Here is a 19,799-nt window from a genome sequence, read left to right on the forward strand (position 1 = left end):
CCATCGGCTTCAACTGATGAGAACGGATTTCGCACTGGCGTGACGCTCGCGAATGGGAGGCCAATTAGGCAAACGCCTCCACGGGCGGACACGAGCAGACCAGGTTGCGGTCCCCGTAGGCACCGTCGATGCGACGCACCGGTGGCCACACCTTCGGCCGGAAGTGCTTGCCCAGCGGGTAGGCCGCCTCCTCCCGGGTGTACGGATGATCCCACTCGGCGACCAGCAGACACTCAGCCGTGTGGGGAGCGCCCCGCAGCGGATTGTCGTCGGCCGGCCACTCCCCCGCGCCGACACGGTCGATCTCGCCCCGGATTGAGATCATGGCCTCGCAGAAGGCGTCGACCTCGTCCAGGCCCTCGCTCTCGGTCGGCTCCACCATCAGCGTGCCCGAGACCGGGAAGCTCATGGTTGGCGCGTGAAAACCGTAGTCCGCCAGTCTCTTTGCAACGTCGTCGACGGTCACCCCCGTCGACTTGGTGATTCCGCGCAGGTCCAGGATGCATTCGTGGGCCACCATCCCGTTCTCGCCGGTGTAGAGGACGGGAAAATACTCGTCGAGCCGGCGGGCGATGTAGTTGGCCGAGGCGATCGCGGTCAACGAGGCAGCCCGCAGGCCGTCGGCGCCCATCATCCTGATGTACGCCCAGGTGATCGGCAGGATGGACGCCGACCCGTACGGCGCCGACGAGACGGGATGACCCTGCGGCAACTCGGCGGCATACGGGTGACCGGGCAAGAACGGAGCCAGGTGTGAACGCACCGCCACCGGCCCGACGCCCGGCCCACCGCCGCCGTGCGGGATGCAGAACGTCTTGTGCAGGTTCAGGTGGCTGACGTCGCCGCCGAACTTCCCCGGCCGGGCCAGACCGACCAGCGCATTGAGGTTGGCACCGTCGATGTAGACCTGGCCGCCGGCGTCGTGTACGGCCGCGCAAATGTCGGCGATGTCATGCTCGTAAACGCCGTGGGTGGACGGGTAGGTGATCATCAGCGCCGCCAGCCGATCCGCATGCTCGGCCACCTTGGCCCGCAGATCGTCGAGGTCGACGTCGCCGTTCTCGCGGCAGGTCACCACGACCACCCGCAATCCCGCCAGCGCCGCCGAGGCCGCATTGGTGCCGTGCGCGCTGGATGGGATCAGGCAGATGTCGCGGTGCGGTTCGCCGCGACTGGCGTGGTAATCGTGGATCGCCAGCAGGCCCGCGTACTCGCCCTGCGAGCCCGCGTTGGGCTGCAGCGAGACGGCGTCGTAACCCGTCATCTGCACCAGCCAGCTCTCCAGGTCGGCGATCAGACGACGCAGCCCGGTTGTGTCGGATGCCGGTGCGAAGGGATGCTGGCGGGCGAATTCCGGCCAGGTGATCGGTTCCATCTCGGCCGCGGCATTGAGTTTCATGGTGCAGGAGCCGAGTGGAATCATGCTGCGGTCCAAGGCGACATCCTTGTCGGCCAGCGTGCGTAGGTAGCGCATCATCGCCGTTTCGGTTCGGTATTGCGTGAACGCGGGATGCGTGAGGAATTCCGAGGTCCGGTTGGCGATGCCGGCGCACACGGGTTCGGCGGCCGTCACCCCGAAAGCATCGAGCACGGCCGCGACGTGCTGGTCGGTGGTCGCCTCATCGCAGGCCACCGCGACGTGGTCATCGTCGACGCGCCACACGTTGATGCCCCTTGTTTTGGCGGCGGCCAGCACCTCGTCGGCGCGCCCGGGCACCCGGGCCAGCACGGTGTCGAAGTACTTGTCGTGCACCAGCGCTGTGTTGGCTGCCGAGCCCAGCGCGGCGGCGATGGTCTCGGCGTGGGCGTGTACCCGGCGGGCGATGTCGGTCAACCCTTCAGCGCCGTGGTAAGTGGCGTACATGGCGGCCATCACCGCCAGCAGCACCTGCGCGGTGCAGATGTTGCTGGTTGCCTTGTCGCGACGGATGTGCTGCTCGCGCGTCTGCAACGCCAGCCGGCAGGCCGGTGAACCGTCGGCATCCAGCGAGACGCCGACCAGCCGCCCCGGCAACTGACGGGCATGCTTGGTGTGCACCGCCAGATAGCCCGCGTGTGGACCGCCGAACCCCATTGGGACACCGAATCTTTGGGTGGTGCCGAAGGCGACGTCGGCGCCGATCTCGCCGGGCGGCGTGATCAACGTCAGCGCCAGCAGGTCGGCGCCGATGGCCACGAGCGCACCCCGGGCGTGCGCGTCCGCCACCAATCCTGCCCACTCGGTGATGCGGCCGCTGGCGCCCGGCAGCTGCGCGATGACGCCGAAGAAGTCGCCGTCGGGCAGGCCGTGCCGCAGGTCCGCGGTGACAATCTCAATGCCCAACGGCTTGGCCCGGGTAGCCAGCACGGCCGCGGTCTGCGCGAACACGTCCGTGTCCACGACGACCCGGTTCGTCGCGCCGCGCGCGGCGCGGTGCATCAACGTCATCGCCTCCGCGGCGGCGGTGCCCTCGTCGAGCATCGAGGCGTTGGCGACCTCGAGTCCCGTCAGGTCGGCGACCATCGTCTGGAAGTTCAGCAGCGCCTCCAGCCGGCCCTGGCTGATCTCCGGCTGGTAGGGCGTGTAGGCGGTGTACCACGCGGGGTTTTCCATGATGTTGCGCAACAACACCGGGGGCGTGAGCGTGTCGTAGTAGCCCTGCCCGATCATCGACACGGCCGCGGTGTTGGCGTTGGCCAGCGCCCGCAACTCGGCCAGCGCTTCGGTCTCGCTGGCGGCCGGCGGCAACCCGTCCAGGCCCGGGGCGGCGCCGCCGTTGGTGCGCTTGTCGAGGATGCCCGCGGGCACCGCCTTGGCGGCCAGCTCCTCGAACGACTCGACGCCGATGACGGCAAGCATGGCCGCGACGGCCTGACTGTCCGGGCCGATGTGCCGGGTTGCGAACGATTGAGACACGGTGAGACTCCTGACGCAGGAAAGGACTATTCGCCCTCTCCCTCTGTCTTCACCGTTCGCCAGGCGCCTGAGAGATTCGGCGCCGAACGTCCGTCTCAGCGCCTTTCCCCATCGGCGGGTGGGGATCGCGTTACCGATCGCCACCGCTTTCCAGAGGCATCGTTGGCCCGCGCGGTCCGGGTGCCTGAGAGGTTGACGGAGAGGTGTTGCTCCTTCGGCGCCCGTGGCTGGCGGCCACGGGACTCTCCCGCGCGAATGGGATGCGTCGACCAGTCTACCCGGGGGTCAGCCGATCTTGCGGTCGCGATGCTTGCGGCGAGACGCCAGCTCGTCTTCGGGGGCGGCAATCGACTCGCCGCCATCGGCGCGCTCACCGTGGAAGTCGGCGATGACGCCGGTCAGCTCGCGCATGGCGCCCGACACCGCAATGCCGAATACACCCTGCCCGCCCTGCAGCAGGTCGACTACCTCTTCGGCCGAGGTGCACTCGTACACCGTCGTGCCGTCGGAGAACAAGGTGATGTTCGCCAGATCCTGGACGCCGCGCTGACGCAGATGGTCGACCGCGACCCGGATGTTGTGCAGCGAGATACCGGTGTCGAGCAGCCGCTTGACGATCTTGAGAACCAGGATGTCCTTGAACGAGTAGAGCCGCTGGCTGCCCGACCCAGCCGCGCTGCGGATCGACGGCACCACCAGCGACGTGCGTGCCCAATAGTCGAGCTGCCGATAAGTGATGCCGGCGATCTGGCATGCGCTGGGGCCGCGGTAGCCGACCAGCTCATCGGGAACGGAATCGTCGGGAAAAAGTCCCGGCTGCACCGGCGCGCTCGGTGCGGTCACCTCGCGGTCACTGCTCGCGGCGTTCGCGCGGTCACCCAGGTCCAGCTGCTCTTGGCGTGGCTGCTCGCTCACGGTGGTTCCTCTCGCCGATCGCGCTCTGGTGTTCAGCTGCGTTTCTGGCTGCGCGGCAGCCACGTTGCTCAGGCCCGAGTGCTAGAGAGCTTACGCTTTTCGATAGCCGCCGTGCCTCAAGTCGTGATCAAAGTATGGCCGTCGCGGGCCTAACTGGGTGCGCTATCCGTCAGCGTGTCGACATCGCCATGCCAGATGAGATACATCCGTGATGTCGCTGCCGTACTCCACGTCTACGTGGCTTTGAAGTCGTCGGGAGAAACGCTGTCGAGGAACTCCTTGAACTTCTCGACCTCGTCCTCCCGGACCGTGGTGTCGGCCTCCTCGTCGCTCTCGTCGGGGATGAGTAGGCCGGCCTGAGCGAGCACGGCCTCCTCGACGTAAATCGGCACGCCGACCCGCAGCGCGATCGCCACCGAGTCCGAGGGTCGCGCCGATACCGTGATGTTCCGGTCGAAGACCAGGTCGGCATAAAACGTGCCTTCCTGCAGATCGACGATCCGCACCTCTTTCAGCGAATGCCCAAGCGCCGCAATGAGATCCCTGATCAGGTCGTGCGTCAACGGACGAGGCGGTTCCACGCCTTGCTGCTCAAGCGCGATCGCGGCGGCCTCGGACTGGCCGATCCAGATTGGCAGGTACCGGTCGCCGTTGGCTTCGCGCAGCAGCAGCACCGGCTGGTTCTGTGGCTGCTCTACGCGAATGCCGACAACACGAACTTCACCCATTGTGTCTGCCCTCCGCATATGCCGCCATGCTCTCACTCACAGTAGGCGCGACGGCGCGGTCGCACATCCGTGTTTCCCGTCGCCGCCGAATACCAAGCTGTCGAAAGAAGTCTAATCCTCAGCGATGAAGAACGTCGCGAACGGCGGAGTTGAGCAACGACGTGTGCAGCGTGATGGCGAGCGCGGCCACCTCCCGCGCCAGGTCATCCGCGCGATCCCGGGCGCCGGCCTTGCCGGCTTTGACTACGGGCCCGGCGATCTGGGCGATCAGATCCGATTGCCTGTCCGCCGCTGACCGGAAGGCTCGCAGATGCCGCGGCTCGACGCCGTATTCGGCCAGCGCCCGTGCGCATTGGAGAATCACCACGGTGTCCTCGTCGAAGAACCCGCCTTGCCCGGTGGTCACCACCCCGGCTTTGAGCAGAGCCGACAGCAGCTGGTCGTCCACGCCGGAGCGCTCCAGCAGGTCTTCCCGGCTCAACCGGACACGGGTGGGCGCCACGGCGGCCGCTCCGGCGCCGGACCCGGGCCCAGTGGCTACGCCCCCCTTACCGCCGGACGTCACTGGCACCAATCGCCGTATACCGTAGGGCGATCCGATCGGCGGAAGCTCGCCGTCGGGTTGGGCGTCCAGCTGAGCCCTGATCACCTTCAGCGGTAGGTAATGATCGCGCTGGGCGGTGAGGATGAACCGCAACCGGGCGCAGTCGTAGGCAGTGAACCTGCGATATCCCGACGCAGCCCGCCGCGGCGTCACCAGTCCCTCAGCTTCCAAGAAACGAATCTTGGAAATTGTGACATCGGGAAAATCCGGCCTCAGTAGGTCCAGGACCGCCCCGATCGACATCCCGGCGAGCGCCGGGCTATCGGGCGCGCTCACTAGCCTGAAGATCCTCCGTCGTCGTCACCCTGCTTGGGCCCGGTCAGGAACACCAAGCGGAACTTGCCGATCTGTACCTCGTCGCCGTTGGCGAGTACCGCCGAATCCACCGGCTCCCGGTTGACGTAGGTGCCGTTGAGGCTGCCGACGTCGACGACGTGGAATTCGTTGCTTTCCAATCGGAATTCGGCGTGGCGACGGCTGACCGTGACGTCGTCGAGGAAGATGTCGCTGTCGGGATGCCGGCCGGCAGACGTGATGGGTTGGTCGAGCAGGAATCGCGATCCCGCGTTGGGTCCGCGTTTGACGACCAGCAACGCCGAGCCGGCCGGGAGCCCTTCGACCCCCGACACCGCGCTCTCGGCGCCCGCCTGGGCGGGCGCGTCCAGTTCGTTGAGGAAGTCGGCACGGAAGACAGAGGTCGTCTCCACGGTGACTTCGTCGGAGGTCTGGTCTTGCTTTCGTCCTGAGTCCATGTCCGTCACGCGCTGCTCCTCACTGGCCGCTGTGGCGTCTGACCGGGCCGCTCGGCCGCTGGTGATTACTACTTTCTCATCCTGATGTGTCGACGTTACCGCGCACTGGTCCGCAATGCGCCCAACACCTGAGGTTGGTGTGCCCGGTTGGCGAGCCACGGTCCCGGCCGCGCCCGTATCGCTGCGCGGCTGGCAGGCAGATTAGCAATCGTCATTCGGTCAGGGTTCCGCGGTAGGCCTCGGCATCCAACAGCGCCGAAAGGGATGTCTCCAGCTCGGCGACGTCCGGAACCCGGAGGTCCAACAGCCAGCCCGACCCATACGGGTCGGAGTTGACCAGCTGCGGACCGCCTTCAAGATCGCCGTTGACCGCCACTACCGTGCCCGAGACCGGTGCAAACAGGTCAGACACCGATTTGGTCGATTCCACCTCGCCGAACGATTCTCCCGCGGTCAGCTCGCTACCCACGTCGGGCAGCTGAACGAACACGACGTCGCCGAGCGCCGACTGTGCGAAATCGGTGATGCCGACGCGCACGGTGTCGTCGCCGCTTCGTCGAACCCACTCGTGTTCGGCGGTGTAGCGCAGATCGGCCGGGATATCGCTCACGGGTAATCCTGTTCTGGTCCGGTGCTCACTTGACGGGCTGAGCGTATTGGTGCGGTTTTGGTTGCCGCAAGGTGGCCACGTCCACACGGTCGCCCTGCTGTACCGCCATCCGGGCGCCGACGCGTTTGATGGTGTCCTCCGCGCCGCCGGGGATGTTCATGGCCGCCGCCAGGGTGGGCGGATCGCCAATCGCCAGAACCGAATACGGCGGCGACAGCGTCTTGGTGTCCATGATCAGCGACCCCGGCGCGCCGACTATCCAGGTGTCGACACCCACCCGCACGGACTGGTGCGCGTCGTTGACCTCGATCGCCTCGGCGCCGGCGGCCCGCAACTCGTTGATCACGTCCAACATCGCCTCCGGGGACACCCCGGGTCCCGGGTCCTCGATCGTCAGGGTGACGCCCGGCCCGGTGGCACCCACGGCGCCGACCAGAATGGATAAGGCGGCCAGCCTCGCCTGCGCACTCTGGATGGCGGCCTGATCGGTGTTGCCGGAGGCCTGCAACGAAGTGAGTGTGCGTTGCAGGTCGCTCACCTCCGTGTTGAGTGTGGCCTCACGCTGCCGCAACGAATCCAAGAGCACCAACAGATCTGCCGGACGCGCGGTATCCAGTGAGTCACCGGACTTGGTCTGACGAACCTGAGTGACGATGGCGACCCCGAGGACCACGCACAACAGGACGGCCAACGTTCCGAAGACCAGCCGGGAGCGGCCCGCTCGCAGCAGTGCGGACAACCCCGTTCGGTGCACCGACCCGATTTCGGGGCGTGGGCTGTCGGTCGGCAATTCGTGCCGGCCGTGCTGCGCGCCGTCCTGCGGGTCCTGGCTCATGCTGACCCCATCCCCGCCGCCGCGCCGCCCATCGTCGTCATCGCGGTCACGCCCCGAACAGCCGGCGCCGCAGGGCGGCGGCGTTGCCGAAGATCCGGATTCCCAGCACGACGATGATGGCGGTGGACAACTGCGTGCCGACGCCCAGTTGATCGCCGACATAGACGATCAGCGCTGCGACGAACACGTTGAACACGAACGAGACCACGAACACCTTCGGGTCAAAGATCCGTTCGAGATATGCACGCAGACCGCCGAATACCGCATCCAGCGCCGCCACCACCGCGATCGGCAGATAGGGCTGGATGACTTCGGGGACGGCTGGGTGAAACACCAGGCCCAGCACGATGCCGACCGCAAGCGCCGCGATACCGATCATGGTCGGTATCCCCTTGGCAGCCCTAGTCGGGCGATCGGTCTCACGAAACGTGTCGTCACTACGGCCCAATCTGTTTGGCGAACCTGACATTCCGGATCGATCCGGCAGGCAGCGAGAGACGGTCGGTGACGTCGACACTGACGGCCACACCGTAGGAGGTCTGGAGCAGCCTGAGACGTTGCAGGCCCGGGCTGTGATCGAAGACGTCTCGCATCGCGTGGGGTGGCCCCACCGCGAGGATCGAGTAGGGGCTGCCTGCGGGGCTGTTGTCGACCAGGATCGCGCCGCCGGCCTGCCGAATGGTGACGTTCGGCCCAATGCGGACACCACTCACCGAGATGGCTTCCGCGCCACTGGCCCACAGCGAGTTCACCACCAGTTGCAGATCACGGTCCAGGATGATCTGCCTGCTGTCGTTGATGCGCTGCTTGGACACGTCGGACAGGTTCGGACTGACGCCGGGATCCGTGATGGTGACCGTCAGGCCGGGACCAGTGACCGGTGTACTTGCCGCGGCCAGGCTCAGCGCGTCGAGACGGGTCAGCAGCCGCTGCCCCGCGGCGTTGTCCGCCAGCGCGCGTCGCTGTACCTCGTCGACTTGAGCCGACAACACGCCGCGCTGCTGACCCAACTTGCCCGCATCGGCTTCGGTCGAACGCACGTTTTGCACCAGCAGCTGCTGCGCGGTGCGCACGCCGGGTGCGACCGAGCGGGCCTGCGCGACGGCAGCGGCAAATACCGCGGCGATGAGCAGCGCCGCCAGGGACTGCCAAAGCCAGCCGAAGGCGCGGTGTGGGGCACTCTGCGAGGCGGCGGAGTCGGCACGTTTGGCGGCCGCCGCGGCATAGCCGGGGTCCAGCTGCTCCGAGAGCAAAGCACGCAACAGCGAGGGCACCGGGATCAGCTTGGGACTTTCCGCCACGTGGGCGCTGCGGCCGGCGTTGGGGTCGTAGCCGCCCAGCAAGCGGTCAGCGTCAGCCATGCTCACCTGCTTTGCCTACGACGGGCCGACGGTCGACATCGCTCAGCTTGGGCATTCGGCGCACGACCAGGATCACCTGCACCACATAGAGCACGAACGCCCACAAGTACAGATACAGGCCCCAGCCCAAGAAACCCCAGCCGCATGCTCGCAGGACGCGGCTCCACGCCGCTCCCCCCGTTCCCAGCAAGACCAGCGGGAAGCCGGACATCAAGGCGAAGGTCGCACCCTTACCCACATAGGTCACCGGTAACGCTGACAATCCGCGACTGCGAAGCAGCGGCAGCGTGGCAGCCAGCAGTCCGTCGCGCGCCAGCAGCGTGATGACGAACCACCACGGGACGATTCCGTCGATCGCCATCACCACCGGCACGGTGATCATGTAAAGCCGGTCGACGGCGGGGTCCAGCAGTGCGCCCAGCCGCGAAGACTGATTGAGCGTCCGCGCGATCTTGCCGTCAGCCCAGTCCGAGGCGCCGCTGAACATCAAGATCGCCACCGCCCACCCGTTGGCGTGCGCGCACAGCAGAACGTAGACGAACACGGGGATGAGCACCAGGCGGATGGCGCTCAGGACGTTGGGGACCGTCAGCACCCGGTCGGGCGGAAGCACCGGCTCCATGAGCCGTGACCTTAACTCGGCAACCGTGAGGTTTGCAGCGCGGACCTCGCCTAGCGAAACACTCCGGGCAGGCTCAGGGTCGAGAGCGTGTCGTCGGACAGCGGGTTGTCATTGACCATGTAGGTCCAGGTCGACGTTGGTCGTGCCAGCTTGGACAGATCCAGCCCCGGCTCTTCTTCGAGCACATTGGCGGTTTCGAAGGTCTGTTGAGCCGCCTCGATCGCGTCGGCGGCAAGCGACGCGAACGCGTCGACCGCCAGGCGGTGGAACTCGTCGAGCGGATTTTGCCGGCCGAGCGCACGCAGATGAATGCTTTCGCGGATGTCGGCGAGGTACGCCAGATGGTCGGCCCAGCCGCGGTCCAGGTGATACAGCATGATCAGCCGGCAGATCTTCTCGAGGCGTTCTTCCGATATTTCCTCGGCCAGCTCCTCGTACCGATCCGGCGCCAGCTCGGCAAGTTCCTCGCGCGCGGTTGCCGTGCGCAGCAACGTGTTTCGCCGATCGACGATGATGGCGCGCTGCTGGGCGATCAGCTGGTTGTAGCGCCAGGTGTTCGCGTGCACGTCCAGCATCCGGCCCTCGGCGACGCGCTGAGCGTGATCGAGCAACCCGGCCGCCTTGGGGCTGACGATCCGGCCCTCCTCGTCGGTCTGCATGGGCAGCTTGTTGCGGTCGAGGTTGGCCTCGACGACGTCGTCTTCCCAGCTGGAAAAGAACACCGATGACCCCGGGTCGCCCTGGCGTCCGGCGCGGCCACGCAGCTGGTTGTCGAGCCGTTCCGTGTGATGCCGCCCCGTGCCGACCACGTGCAGGCCGCCCAGTTCGGCCACCCGGTCGTGGTCGGCTTCGTCGGATCCGCCGAGCCTGATGTCGGTGCCGCGCCCGGCCATCTGTGTGGACACGGTGACCGTGCCGAACTCGCCGGCCTCGGCGATCACCTTCGCCTCCTCGGCGTCGTTCTTGGCGTTGAGCACCACCGCGGGGACGCCGCGGCGCAGCAGCCGCTCGTGCAACTCCTCGGATTCGGCCACGTCACGGGTGCCCACCAGCACCGGTTGCCCCGTCTCGTGGACCTCGACGATGTGGGCGACGATGGCGTCGTTCTTGGCGGCGGCGGTGATGTAGACCCGGTCGGGCTCGTCATCGCGAATGTTGGGCTCGTTCGGGGGAATCGGCGACACCCCGAGCTTGTAGAACTGGCGCAGTTGCTCCCCGGCGGCCAGCGCGGTGCCGGTCATGCCGCACACGGTCGCATAGCGGTTGATGAGCGCCTGCACCGTGATGGTGTCGAGCACCTCGCCCGTCTCGGTGGTCTCGATGCCCTCCTTGGCCTCGACGGCGGCTTGCAGCCCGTCTGGCCAGCGCTGCAGCTGCGCGATGCGGCCGCGCGCCGCGTTGATCAGGTGCACCGCATCATCGCGCACGATGTAGTGCACATCGCGCTGCAGGAGGACGTGCGCGTGCAGCGCGACGTTGACCTCGGTGAGCGTGGTGCCGACGTGCTCCTCGGAGTACAGGTCAATGCCGCCGAGCGCCTTCTCGAGTCTGCGCGCGCCCGCATCGGTCAGGTGCACGTTGCGGTTGTCGGAGTCGGTGGCGAAGTACTCGGCGGCGTCCTTGTCCGCGACCAGCTCGCCGACCAGCTTGATGATCTCCTGACGCGGCGTTTCGCGGTGCGTGGTCCCGGCCAGTACCAGCGGGACGAGCGCCTCGTCCACCAGCACCGAGTCGGCCTCGTCGATGAGGGCCACGTCGGGATTGGGTGACACCAGGTCGTCGACGTCGGTCACCAGCTGGTCGCGCAGGACATCGAAGCCGATCTCGTTCACTGAGGCGTACGTGACGTCGCAGCCGTAGGCGGCCCGGCGCTCCTCGCTCGTCGATTCGGCGGTGATCCAGCCGACCGTCAGCCCCAGGGCCTCCAGCAGCGGGCCCATCCACTCCGCGTCGCGGCGGGCCAGGTAATCGTTGATGGTCACCACGTGCACGTGCCGCCCGGCGAGGGCGTATCCGGCCGCGGCGATCGCACCGGCGAGGGTTTTGCCCTCACCCGTCGCCATCTCGATCACGTCGCCGGCGAGCATGCGCAGCGCGCCCAGCAATTGGACGTTGAATGGCCGCAGCCCCGTCTTCCGTTCGGCCGCTTCCCGTGTGATCGCGAGGAACTGGGGTATGTCGTCGGAGTCCGCGAGATCGTCGAGCTTCAGCAGACTCGTTGCCTTGCGCAGCTTTTCGTCAGTGAGGTCGGCGGCTTCCTTGTCGTAGTCCTCCGAGGCCGTCACCTGGGCCATCGAACGACTACGGTCCTTTTCGGTGCTGGCGCCGAGCAGTCGCCAGAATCGGCTGCTCAGGCTACCTGGTTGCGCGCGGGTGGTCTTTTGCACAGGTCAACGGTACGCGACGGGCCGACTCGCGTGTCTGCATGTAACACGCCTGGCGCCGCCCGGCTCAGGCCAGGTTGGATCGACGCGGATAGGCGATGCTCGGATCGGTGAGCACGTTGACCACGGCGGGCAGGCCGCTGGTGAACGCACGTTCCAGCGCCGGCCGCAGCTCGCCGGGCGCGCTCACGAGTTCACCGTGTCCGCCGAGGGCGCGCACCACCTCGTCATAGCGAGTGCCCGGACGCAACTCGGCCACCACCGAGTAGCCGTACAGCGCCTCCATCGGGTGCTTTTCCAGAGCCCAGATCCCGTTGTTTCCGATCACCGACACGACCGGGACGTTGTGGCGCACCAAGGTGTCCCATTCCATGCCGCTGAATCCGAACGCGCCGTCGCCCTGCAGCAACACGACCTGGCGATCCGGCCGGGCCACCTTAGCGGCCAGGGCATACCCGGGACCGGAACCGAGACAGCCGAACGGGCCGCTGTCGAGCCAGCAGCCCGGAAGGAAGCTGTCGATCACCCGGCCGGCGTACGACCCGAAGTCGCCAGCATCGATGACGACGATGGCATCGCGGTCCAGCATCGGCGCCAGCTCCGCGTATACCCGCATTGGGTGCAGCGGGCTCCGGTCATCGGCGAGATCGGCGCTTTCGCCCTCCCGCGCGGCGGCCTCGGCCGTGCGCAGCTCGGCGAGCCAGTCCCGATGGCCGATGGTGCCCGCTTCGGCCAAGGCGGAAAGGGTTGAGGTGAGGTCGCCGTAAAGCCCGGCCACTATGGGACGCGGATGCTCGCTGTCGGGTTGGGCACGGTCGGCGACGATGAGCTGGGTCTCGGGTCCGAAAACGTTGCCGAAGCCGAGCCGGAAATCCATCGGCACGCCGACGACCAGCGCGACGTCGGCCGCACCCAGCGCTTTCCCGCGCGCCCGGGAAAACGCCAACGGGTGGTCGGCGGGCACCGCACCGCGGGCCATCCCATTCATCAGCACGGGAATCTGAAGTTCTTCGGCCAGCCGCAGCAGAGCCGCCTCGGCGTGCCCCCACCAAATGTTGGTGCCGGCCATGATGACCGGGCGCTGGGCCGCGGACAACAGGCCGGCGGCGCGGTCGAGCGCGGCGCCGTCGGGAATGGGTTTCGGTGGGAAATCCGTCAAGGCGCCGGGGCGTCCGTCATCGCCTGACATCGAGAAGACGTGGTCCATCGGGAAGTCGACGAATCCCACCCCCGATGGCGCGCCGACGGCCGCCCGTAATGCCTCGTCGACCAGCCGGCCGGCGTCCTCGGCCGACTGCGCGGTGGCGGCGAATCGGGCCAGTGGAGCCACAAACGGCACGTGGTCGATCTCCTGCAACGAGCCCATCCCCCAGCGCGCCGCCGGGGCCCGCCCGCCGAGAACGACCAGGGGCGACTGGTTTTGCTGCGCGGCCGCCATCGCGCTCATCCCGTTGGTGACGCCGGGGCCCGCGGTGAGCGCGGCCACGCCCGGCACTCGGGTCACCTTCGACCAGCCCTCGGCGGCAAACGTCGCGGTCTGCTCGTGCCGGGTGTCGATCAACCGGATGTCCTCGTCGCGGCAACCGTCGTAGATGGAAAACAGATGGCCGCCCGACAGCGTGAAGACGGTGTCGACGCCGCTGGCCTTCAGGCGGCGCGCGATGAGCCGGCCGGCGTGCACGGTCTGGTTGGACGGAGCGTCGATGCTCATCCAAAAAGCCTATCGATAGGTGCTCGGGTACCTTCGCGGGGAAGCACCCCCTTGTAGAAGGAGACGCGAAGTTGGGCCCCACGCCGTTCAAGCCGTCGATCGACTGGTCGGCGGCGTTCACCGATTCGTTGCGGTGGCTCGCCATAGCCTGGGCGATCGCCGCGGTGTGTCTGCTGCTCGTGCTTCTCGCGTTCAGGTATCTGACGCCGTGGGGCCGCCAGTTCTGGCGCATCACCCGCGGCTATTTCGTGGGTCGCTCGAGCGTCAAGGTGTGGGTGTGGCTCGGTGTGCTGTTGCTGTCCGTGCTGCTCGCGGTGCGCCTCACCGTCCTGCTGAGCTACCAGGGCAATGACCTGTACACGGCGGTACAGAAAGCCGTCCAGGGCGTCGCGGCCGGCAACGATGGCATCAAACAGTCTGGGATACACGGCTTTTGGATGTCGATCGCAATTTTCAGCGTGCTGGCGGCCATCTATGTGGTCCGCTTCATGATCGATATCTATCTGACGCAGCGCTTCGTCATCGCCTGGCGCATGTGGCTGACCGCTCACCTAACCGATGACTGGCTGGACGGCAAGGCCTATTACCGGGACCTGTTCATCGACAACACCATCGACAACCCCGACCAGCGCATCCAGCAGGACATCGACATCTTCACCGCCAATGCCGGTAGCACCCCGAACATTCCGTCCAACGGGACGGGCAACACCTTGCTATTCGGGGCCGTCAATGCGGTTGCCTCGGTGATCTCGTTCGCGGCCATTCTGTGGAACTTGTCGGGGAACCTTAACCTCTTCGGCTTCGAGTTGCCGCGCGTGATGTTCTTCACTGTTCTCGTCTATGTGCTGATAGCAACGGTGGTCGCGATCTGGCTGGGCCGTCCGTTGATTTGGCTGAGCTTCAACAACGAGAAGCTTAACGCCGCGTTCCGTTATGCCCTGGTGCGATTGCGTGACGCCGCCGAGGCGGTCGGCTTCTACCGGGGCGAGCGGGTCGAGCGGGCGCAGCTGTGGCGGCGCTTCACGCCGATCATCGCGAATTACCGCAAATTCGTGCGCCGCACAATCATTTTCAACGGGTGGAACTGGTCGATGTCGCAGGTAATAGTTCCGTTGCCTTGGGTGATTCAGGCGCCACGGCTTTTTGCCGGCAAGATCGATTTCGGCGATGTCGGCCAGAGCGCGACAGCGTTCGGCAATATTCAGGACTCGCTGTCGTTCTTCCGCAACAACTATGACGCGTTTGCGGCCTACCGCGCGGCGATCATCCGGTTGCACGGCCTCGTCGACGCCAATAGCAGGGGCCGCGCACTGCCGACGATTCTGGTCAAGCCCAGCGATGAGGCCACCGTCGAACTCCGTGGCGTCGAGGTGCGCACGCCGGCCGGGGACCAACTGATCGACCCGCTCGATGTGCAGCTCGACGACGGCGGATCGCTGGTGATCACGGGGCGCTCGGGCGCCGGGAAGACCACGCTGCTGCGCAGCCTGGCCGAGTTGTGGCCCTATGCCTCGGGGACGCTGTGTCGCCCCGACGGTGACAACGCGACGATGTTCCTCTCACAGCTGCCCTATGTCCCGCTCGGAAGCCTGCGCACGGTCGTGTGCTACCCGAACGAGCCGGGCAACGTCTCAGATGAAGAGCTGCACGACGTCCTGACCAAGGTGGCGTTGGCGCCGCTGGCGGTCCGTCTCGACGACGAAAAGGACTGGGCCAAGGTGCTGTCCCCCGGTGAGCAGCAGCGCGTGGCCTTCGCCCGCATCCTGCTGACCAAGCCGAAGGCCGTATTTCTCGATGAGGCCACGTCCGCGCTCGACGAGGGACTGGAGTTCGCGCTTTACCAGCTGGTGCGCACCGAGTTACCGGACACCGTCTTGGTCAGCGTCAGCCATCGGCCCACCGTCGAGCAACACCACGCCCAGCAGCTGCACTTGCTGGGCGGCGGCGAATGGCGGCTGGGTCCGGTGGAGAAGGAACCCGCAGGGGTCTAGCGGGCCCGGCGGGGCCGAGCGATCGTCGGCGTGGTGGCGTCGAAACTGTAGATTTGCAGGCCGCTACTCGCACCTTCCCTGCGCATTTACAGGCTCGGCGAGTCAACGCGCCTGCGCGCCTACGGCGCTACGCGCCGCGTGCGCTCCGGCGCGGCGCCCGAAGAACGAGCCTTCACCCAGCTGCGTGCCACTCGCGTAGCCCTTGCCGTCCTGCGCGATGTTCGAGGCGCACGCCCCCACCGCGTACAGGCCGGGTACCACCGTGTCGTCTGCGCGCAGCACCTGGCCGTCCACCGACGTGGCCAGCCCACCGACGGTGAATCCGGCGTACATCGCCTTGCCGAGCGACATGTCGAACGCGCCCCAGGGGCCTTTGTCCTGCGGCGCAAGGAATTCCGGCTGCTTGTGGAAATCGGGGTCCTCGCCGCGCGCGGCATAGGTGTTGTACTGGTCCAGCGTTGCGACCAGGTTCCCCTCCGGGATGCCGAGCGCGGCTTCCATTTCGCCAACGGTTTCCCACCCGTCGATCAGCGGAACCAGCGGCATCTTGGGGTGCTCGAGATGAGCCTCGTCGACGATCAAATAGGCCGCGCTGTCAGGCTGATCCATGATGAACCCTGCGGTCCTGGAATGGTAGGAGTCCTCGGCCACGAACCGCTGGCCGAGCTTGTTCACGATGATCCCGGTGAGCAGGATGGACGGCGGGTACGGCGGAGCCGTGATGAAGATCTGATCCATGTGCCGGGTTGCGCCTCCGGCCGATACGCCCATCCGGATGCCCAGGCCGTCGTCGTACGTGTTCCCCAGCACGAACGGCTTTTCGGCCAGTTTCGGCGTGTACTCGGCGACCATCTCCGGATTCATCACGAATCCCCCGGCCGCGATGATGACCGACTTCGCCTTGATCGCACCGGTTTCGGCGAAGCGCTTCCACATCACGCCGGTCACACGAGATCCGGGGCCCGAACCATCCACGACGAGTTGCGTGGCGCCCGTCTCGTACCGAATCTGCACGCCGAGTTCGGCTGCCCGCTTGAGGAGCAGGTCGATCACCATGCTGGCGCCGCCGGTGTCGCCGGGCACGGGCACCTTGTGACCGCGCGGGGCGGGCACCGCCTTCTCCAAGAAGGGCCACACCTTCTCGTTCCCCGTGAACATCAACCCTTCGGTGTTGGGCTGAATCACGGCCTTGTCGGGAAAAAAGCTCCGCTCAAACTGAAAACCCAAGTCCTCCAACCAGTTAAAGTGCTCGACGCTGCCCTCGCAGTACGCGCGAATCTTGTCGTGTTCCGGTTGGCGCGACACCGCAACCAGGTACTTGTACATCTCCTCCGGCGAATCGGGATGACCGGTCGCCTGCTGGACCGCGGTGCCGCCGCCAAGGTAAAAGTGCCCTCCGGCAAGGGATGTGGTGCCACCAGCCGCGGCGGCACGCTCGAGAACCAGGACCCGCGCACCGCTGGCCGCCGCGCTGACGGCGGCGCATCCACCGCCGATGCCGAAACCGATCACTACCACGTCGACGTCATCCGACCAGGCTGCCACCGTATCCGCATTGACCGTTGCGGGTATCTCGCTGCTCATTGGCGCCACTCCTCTTCACCGCTGTGCGCTGCATCGTCGGTGGCGGGGCTCACCGCTGCTCCTGTTTGACGTAGTCGTAGAACGCCCTTATCTCCGCGGGGACGTAGGCGATCTCCACGAACGGCACCCCCGCCTTCGCCGCCGAGACATAGGCGAACTGCAGCCCACCGGGCATTACGCCCCGTTGAACGACGGCGGCGCCACGGCTGGCGGCATCGGACAACGCCGCCTCCAATTCCCCGGGGTCCCGAGCCTCGATGCAGATGTGGTGCAGCCCGGGCCCGGAGTCCCGCAGAAAGTCACTATAGATGTTCTCTCCGCGCACCGGTGCGACCAACTCCAGCTGCATGTCGCCGAGATAGCTCAGGGAGATGCTGGCGACGAAATCGGCGGGCTTGCCAAGGTAGCTGCAGGCGTCCGGAGCAAAGTGCACATCCGGAATGCGCACCCACTTGCGAACGCCTAACAACCCGGTGAGCGCCGTTTCTGTGGCATCCAGGTCCGGGGTAACCCACGCGATCTGCGTCGGCGACTGAACGGGAAGGGTCATCGCCTCGCAGGATAGCCCAGTCGGCGGGCCGCCAGAAAGGGCCGCCGCGCGTTTGCCACAAAGTGCCACGTCGGCCCGCGAGAAGCCGGATGAACACGTTCTAGTTCCCGGATATTCAGTGCCGGGTGAGCACGTCGACCAACAGCCGAACCTGGGTTTCGAACAGCGCCGCGGCGTCGGTGAGAGTATCGGCGCCATACTGCCCGTACACCTCGAGGCTGATGGCGCCCACCACGGCCGCCCACAGCAGCAAACACTTCGAGACCACCCGATCGTCAGCGGGAAAGCCGAATTCCTGCCGAATACGTTCGAAGTCTGACGACATGGGTTGCGGGGCAACATCGTTCGTCAGCATGATGTCTCCGGTGGTGATCCCGGCCGCCACGGCGTCGAAGAACGCCCCCGCGACCCGGGCACTGGCGGGGACCGTCCGTTGCGCCGGCGCGTGGTATCCGGGGACGGGGCTGCCGTACAGCAGGGCCCACCGGGCCGGATGGGCGACGGCCCATTGCCGGGCGGCCAGCGCGATGGCGATGACGTCGTCGCTCCACAGGTCGCCCACGGCCTCGCGGGCACGGTCCACGCAGTCCGCCAGGTCGGAGTAGGCGTCGACAAGCAGCAAGGTCAGCAATTCGTCGCGGCTGGACACGTACCGGTACACCGCCGAAGACACCACGCCCAGGTCGCGGGCTATCGCACGCAGCGAAAGCCCGGCGGCTCCGCGGTCCACCAGCTGGCGACGACCGAGCTCGACGATTTGCGCCTCGATCTGCTCACGCGATTCCCGCCGTTTGCCCACGTCGCCAGTCTGGCATAACCGAGATCACCGCTCTTGCTTTTTGGTCCGGTCCCTGGCAATGTGTCGCTCGACGAGAGCGCCGCTCTCAAACGGGCGGCGCCATTCGAGAGGACGCAGCATGACCACGCGCTACCAGGAACCAAACCGCATCGCCCGGGCCGGCAATGCGGTCATCCGCTGGCTGGCCGAGCTGGGGATCAGCTTCGCGGGCACCAGGGCGCTGCATGTCCGCGGCCGCAAGTCGGGCAAACAGCGTGCGGTGGTCATCAACCTGCTGACGGTCGACGGCGTGGACTATCTGGTCTCACCGCGGGGCAACACCCAGTGGGCGCGCAACGTCAGGGCCGCCGCGGTCGTCGAGGTAGGCCCGCGGTGGCGCCGACGCAGCCTTCGCGCCAGCGAGGTCGCCGACGCCGCCAAACCCGAACTGCTGCGCCGCTATCTGGCCAGGTGGTACTGGCAGGTCAAGGGTTATGTCGGGGGGTTGACACCGGATTCCACCGACGAGCAGCTGCTGGCCGTCGCACCCACCATCCCGGTGTTCAAGCTGTCGCCGTCGCGCTGAGCGGAGCTCAACGAGGGTTGGAGGCCACTCCGAGATCTTGCCGGACCTGGTCGGAGGTGGCCCGCCACGACACCGCCGCCGGAAGATCGCCCCACATGCTGTTGAAGATCCCGACGATCTGCGCGGGGCCCCCACCCGTGGCCAGGTACACCGGTCCCCCGGAGTCGCCCTTCTGGCTTTGGACACCGTGCGACATGGTGAACCAGCCGTTGTTGACGCTTTCGACGGTTCCGCACGTTTCACGGGTGATGACGCCGAAGTGGCAAACTGCCTGGCCGGCCTGAAGCGCCACGTTGGGGTTCGACTCGAGGCGACGGCCGCCCGGCAGGATGTTGCTCACAGCGACGCTGTCGTCCAGCACGATCGCCTCGTAATCGGAGATCAGCTGGTCGGTGGCCACCGTCGTGCCGGTGGGGGTGTTGTCCCGAAATGTCGCGAGCCGACCGATGACGTTGTGCTCCCTGTCGTAGACGGGGCCCCCGCCCCGGCAGTGGCCGGCGGTGAAGGCGATTCTCATTGCCGGGTCGACGTAGCCCAGGGTGCAGACGAGATTGTCCTGGTGGATTTCCATCCCCGGGAAAACCAACGTCTGGTCCGCTTTGGCCGGCGCGTTTGGCAGCAACGATGCGAGTGCCGCGACAGAAACCGACGCGGCGAACGCGCGCATTGCGAGGCGGCGCACCATGGGCTCCGATCCGTCGAGGCCGGCGCAGAACCGACCGCAGCTTGAGATTACGGGCTGACCCCGTCCGACGTTGAGTCTTTCGCGCGACCTCGATGTGACGTTACCGTGACGTGGCCACGGGCACCGCGCCGTCGGGGTGGCCGGCGACACGCGGTTCCCAGCCCGGCGGCCCAAAGACGTATCCCAGCCGATCGCGCAGGCGGCGCG

General features: G+C 66.7%; 18 protein-coding genes and 1 riboswitch. Of the genes, 2 read left to right on the forward strand and 16 right to left on the reverse strand.

What is annotated here, in order from left to right; genetic code table 11:
- Positions 1-64: 64 nt before the first annotated feature.
- The 12 genes from gcvP to JO059_RS04290 all read right to left on the reverse strand — a co-directional run bounded on the left by gcvP (position 65) and on the right by JO059_RS04290 (position 13,418).
- Positions 65-2,926 (reverse strand): aminomethyl-transferring glycine dehydrogenase, encoded by a 2,862-nt coding sequence (gcvP, locus tag JO059_RS04235; protein WP_293314875.1) that lies wholly within the window; start codon positions 2,924-2,926, stop codon positions 65-67.
- Between the two features lie 132 nt (positions 2,927-3,058).
- A riboswitch (glycine riboswitch) is annotated at positions 3,059-3,156 on the reverse strand.
- A gap of 25 nt (positions 3,157-3,181) precedes the next feature.
- Positions 3,182-3,811 carry a MerR family transcriptional regulator gene (locus tag JO059_RS04240; protein ID WP_293314859.1) on the reverse strand — a complete coding sequence of 210 codons (630 nt, stop codon included), beginning with the start codon at positions 3,809-3,811 and terminating at the stop codon, positions 3,182-3,184.
- A 233-nt stretch (positions 3,812-4,044) separates the two neighbouring features.
- Entirely contained in the window at positions 4,045-4,539 is a 495-nt protein-coding gene (locus tag JO059_RS04245) for a bifunctional nuclease family protein (RefSeq protein WP_293314860.1), read from the reverse strand.
- 118 nt (positions 4,540-4,657) lie between these two features.
- Positions 4,658-5,419, reverse strand: coding sequence for a MerR family transcriptional regulator (locus JO059_RS04250; RefSeq protein ID WP_293314861.1), 762 nt, complete (start codon positions 5,417-5,419; stop codon positions 4,658-4,660).
- Entirely contained in the window at positions 5,419-5,904 is a 486-nt protein-coding gene (gene garA, locus JO059_RS04255; protein WP_293314862.1) for a glycogen accumulation regulator GarA, read from the reverse strand. Before garA ends, JO059_RS04250 begins: the two co-directional genes overlap by 1 nt.
- Before the next feature lie 202 nt (positions 5,905-6,106).
- Positions 6,107-6,505: a glycine cleavage system protein GcvH gene (gene gcvH / locus JO059_RS04260; RefSeq protein ID WP_293314863.1), complete on the reverse strand. Its 399-nt coding sequence runs from the start codon at positions 6,503-6,505 to the stop codon at positions 6,107-6,109.
- Between the two features lie 25 nt (positions 6,506-6,530).
- Positions 6,531-7,340, reverse strand: coding sequence for a DUF881 domain-containing protein (locus JO059_RS04265; RefSeq protein WP_293314864.1), 810 nt, complete (start codon positions 7,338-7,340; stop codon positions 6,531-6,533).
- A 46-nt stretch (positions 7,341-7,386) separates the two neighbouring features.
- Positions 7,387-7,719, reverse strand: a complete 333-nt coding sequence (locus tag JO059_RS04270; RefSeq protein WP_067318747.1) for a DUF1290 domain-containing protein — start codon at positions 7,717-7,719, stop codon at positions 7,387-7,389.
- Between the two features lie 58 nt (positions 7,720-7,777).
- Positions 7,778-8,701, reverse strand: a complete 924-nt coding sequence (locus JO059_RS04275) for a DUF881 domain-containing protein (protein WP_293314865.1) — start codon at positions 8,699-8,701, stop codon at positions 7,778-7,780.
- Positions 8,694-9,323 carry a CDP-alcohol phosphatidyltransferase family protein gene (locus tag JO059_RS04280; RefSeq protein WP_293314866.1) on the reverse strand — a complete coding sequence of 210 codons (630 nt, stop codon included), beginning with the start codon at positions 9,321-9,323 and terminating at the stop codon, positions 8,694-8,696. Before JO059_RS04280 ends, JO059_RS04275 begins: the two co-directional genes overlap by 8 nt.
- A 50-nt stretch (positions 9,324-9,373) precedes the next feature.
- A complete protein-coding gene (gene secA2, locus JO059_RS04285) occupies positions 9,374-11,710 on the reverse strand; it encodes an accessory Sec system translocase SecA2 (RefSeq protein ID WP_293314867.1) in 2,337 nt (778 codons plus the stop codon).
- 64 nt (positions 11,711-11,774) lie between these two features.
- Positions 11,775-13,418 carry an acetolactate synthase gene (locus JO059_RS04290; RefSeq protein ID WP_293314868.1) on the reverse strand — a complete coding sequence of 548 codons (1,644 nt, stop codon included), beginning with the start codon at positions 13,416-13,418 and terminating at the stop codon, positions 11,775-11,777.
- Positions 13,419-13,489: 71 nt separating this feature from the next.
- Here JO059_RS04290 and JO059_RS04295 point away from each other — a divergent pair, with 71 nt between their 5' ends.
- A complete protein-coding gene (locus JO059_RS04295; protein ID WP_293314869.1) occupies positions 13,490-15,409 on the forward strand; it encodes an ABC transporter ATP-binding protein/permease in 1,920 nt (639 codons plus the stop codon).
- 102 nt (positions 15,410-15,511) lie between these two features.
- Here the strand turns inward: JO059_RS04295 and JO059_RS04300 are convergent, their stop codons facing one another.
- The 3 genes from JO059_RS04300 to JO059_RS04310 form a co-directional block, all read right to left on the reverse strand.
- Positions 15,512-16,993 (reverse strand): FAD-binding protein, encoded by a 1,482-nt coding sequence (locus JO059_RS04300; protein WP_293314870.1) that lies wholly within the window; start codon positions 16,991-16,993, stop codon positions 15,512-15,514.
- Positions 16,994-17,042: 49 nt separating this feature from the next.
- On the reverse strand, positions 17,043-17,543 hold the full coding sequence (locus JO059_RS04305) for a VOC family protein (RefSeq protein ID WP_293314871.1): 501 nt from the start codon (positions 17,541-17,543) through the stop codon (positions 17,043-17,045).
- 115 nt (positions 17,544-17,658) lie between these two features.
- Complete coding sequence (locus tag JO059_RS04310) at positions 17,659-18,342, reverse strand: TetR/AcrR family transcriptional regulator (protein WP_293314872.1); 684 nt, start codon at positions 18,340-18,342, stop codon at positions 17,659-17,661.
- Between the two features lie 118 nt (positions 18,343-18,460).
- Here JO059_RS04310 and JO059_RS04315 point away from each other — a divergent pair, with 118 nt between their 5' ends.
- Positions 18,461-18,907: a nitroreductase/quinone reductase family protein gene (locus JO059_RS04315; RefSeq protein ID WP_293314873.1), complete on the forward strand. Its 447-nt coding sequence runs from the start codon at positions 18,461-18,463 to the stop codon at positions 18,905-18,907.
- A 7-nt stretch (positions 18,908-18,914) separates the two neighbouring features.
- Here the strand turns inward: JO059_RS04315 and JO059_RS04320 are convergent, their stop codons facing one another.
- Complete coding sequence (locus tag JO059_RS04320; protein ID WP_293314874.1) at positions 18,915-19,592, reverse strand: hypothetical protein; 678 nt, start codon at positions 19,590-19,592, stop codon at positions 18,915-18,917.
- Positions 19,593-19,799 lie beyond the last annotated feature (207 nt).

Source organism: Mycobacterium sp. (genome assembly GCF_019247615.1).
Taxonomy (GTDB): Bacteria; Actinomycetota; Actinomycetes; order Mycobacteriales; family Mycobacteriaceae; genus Mycobacterium.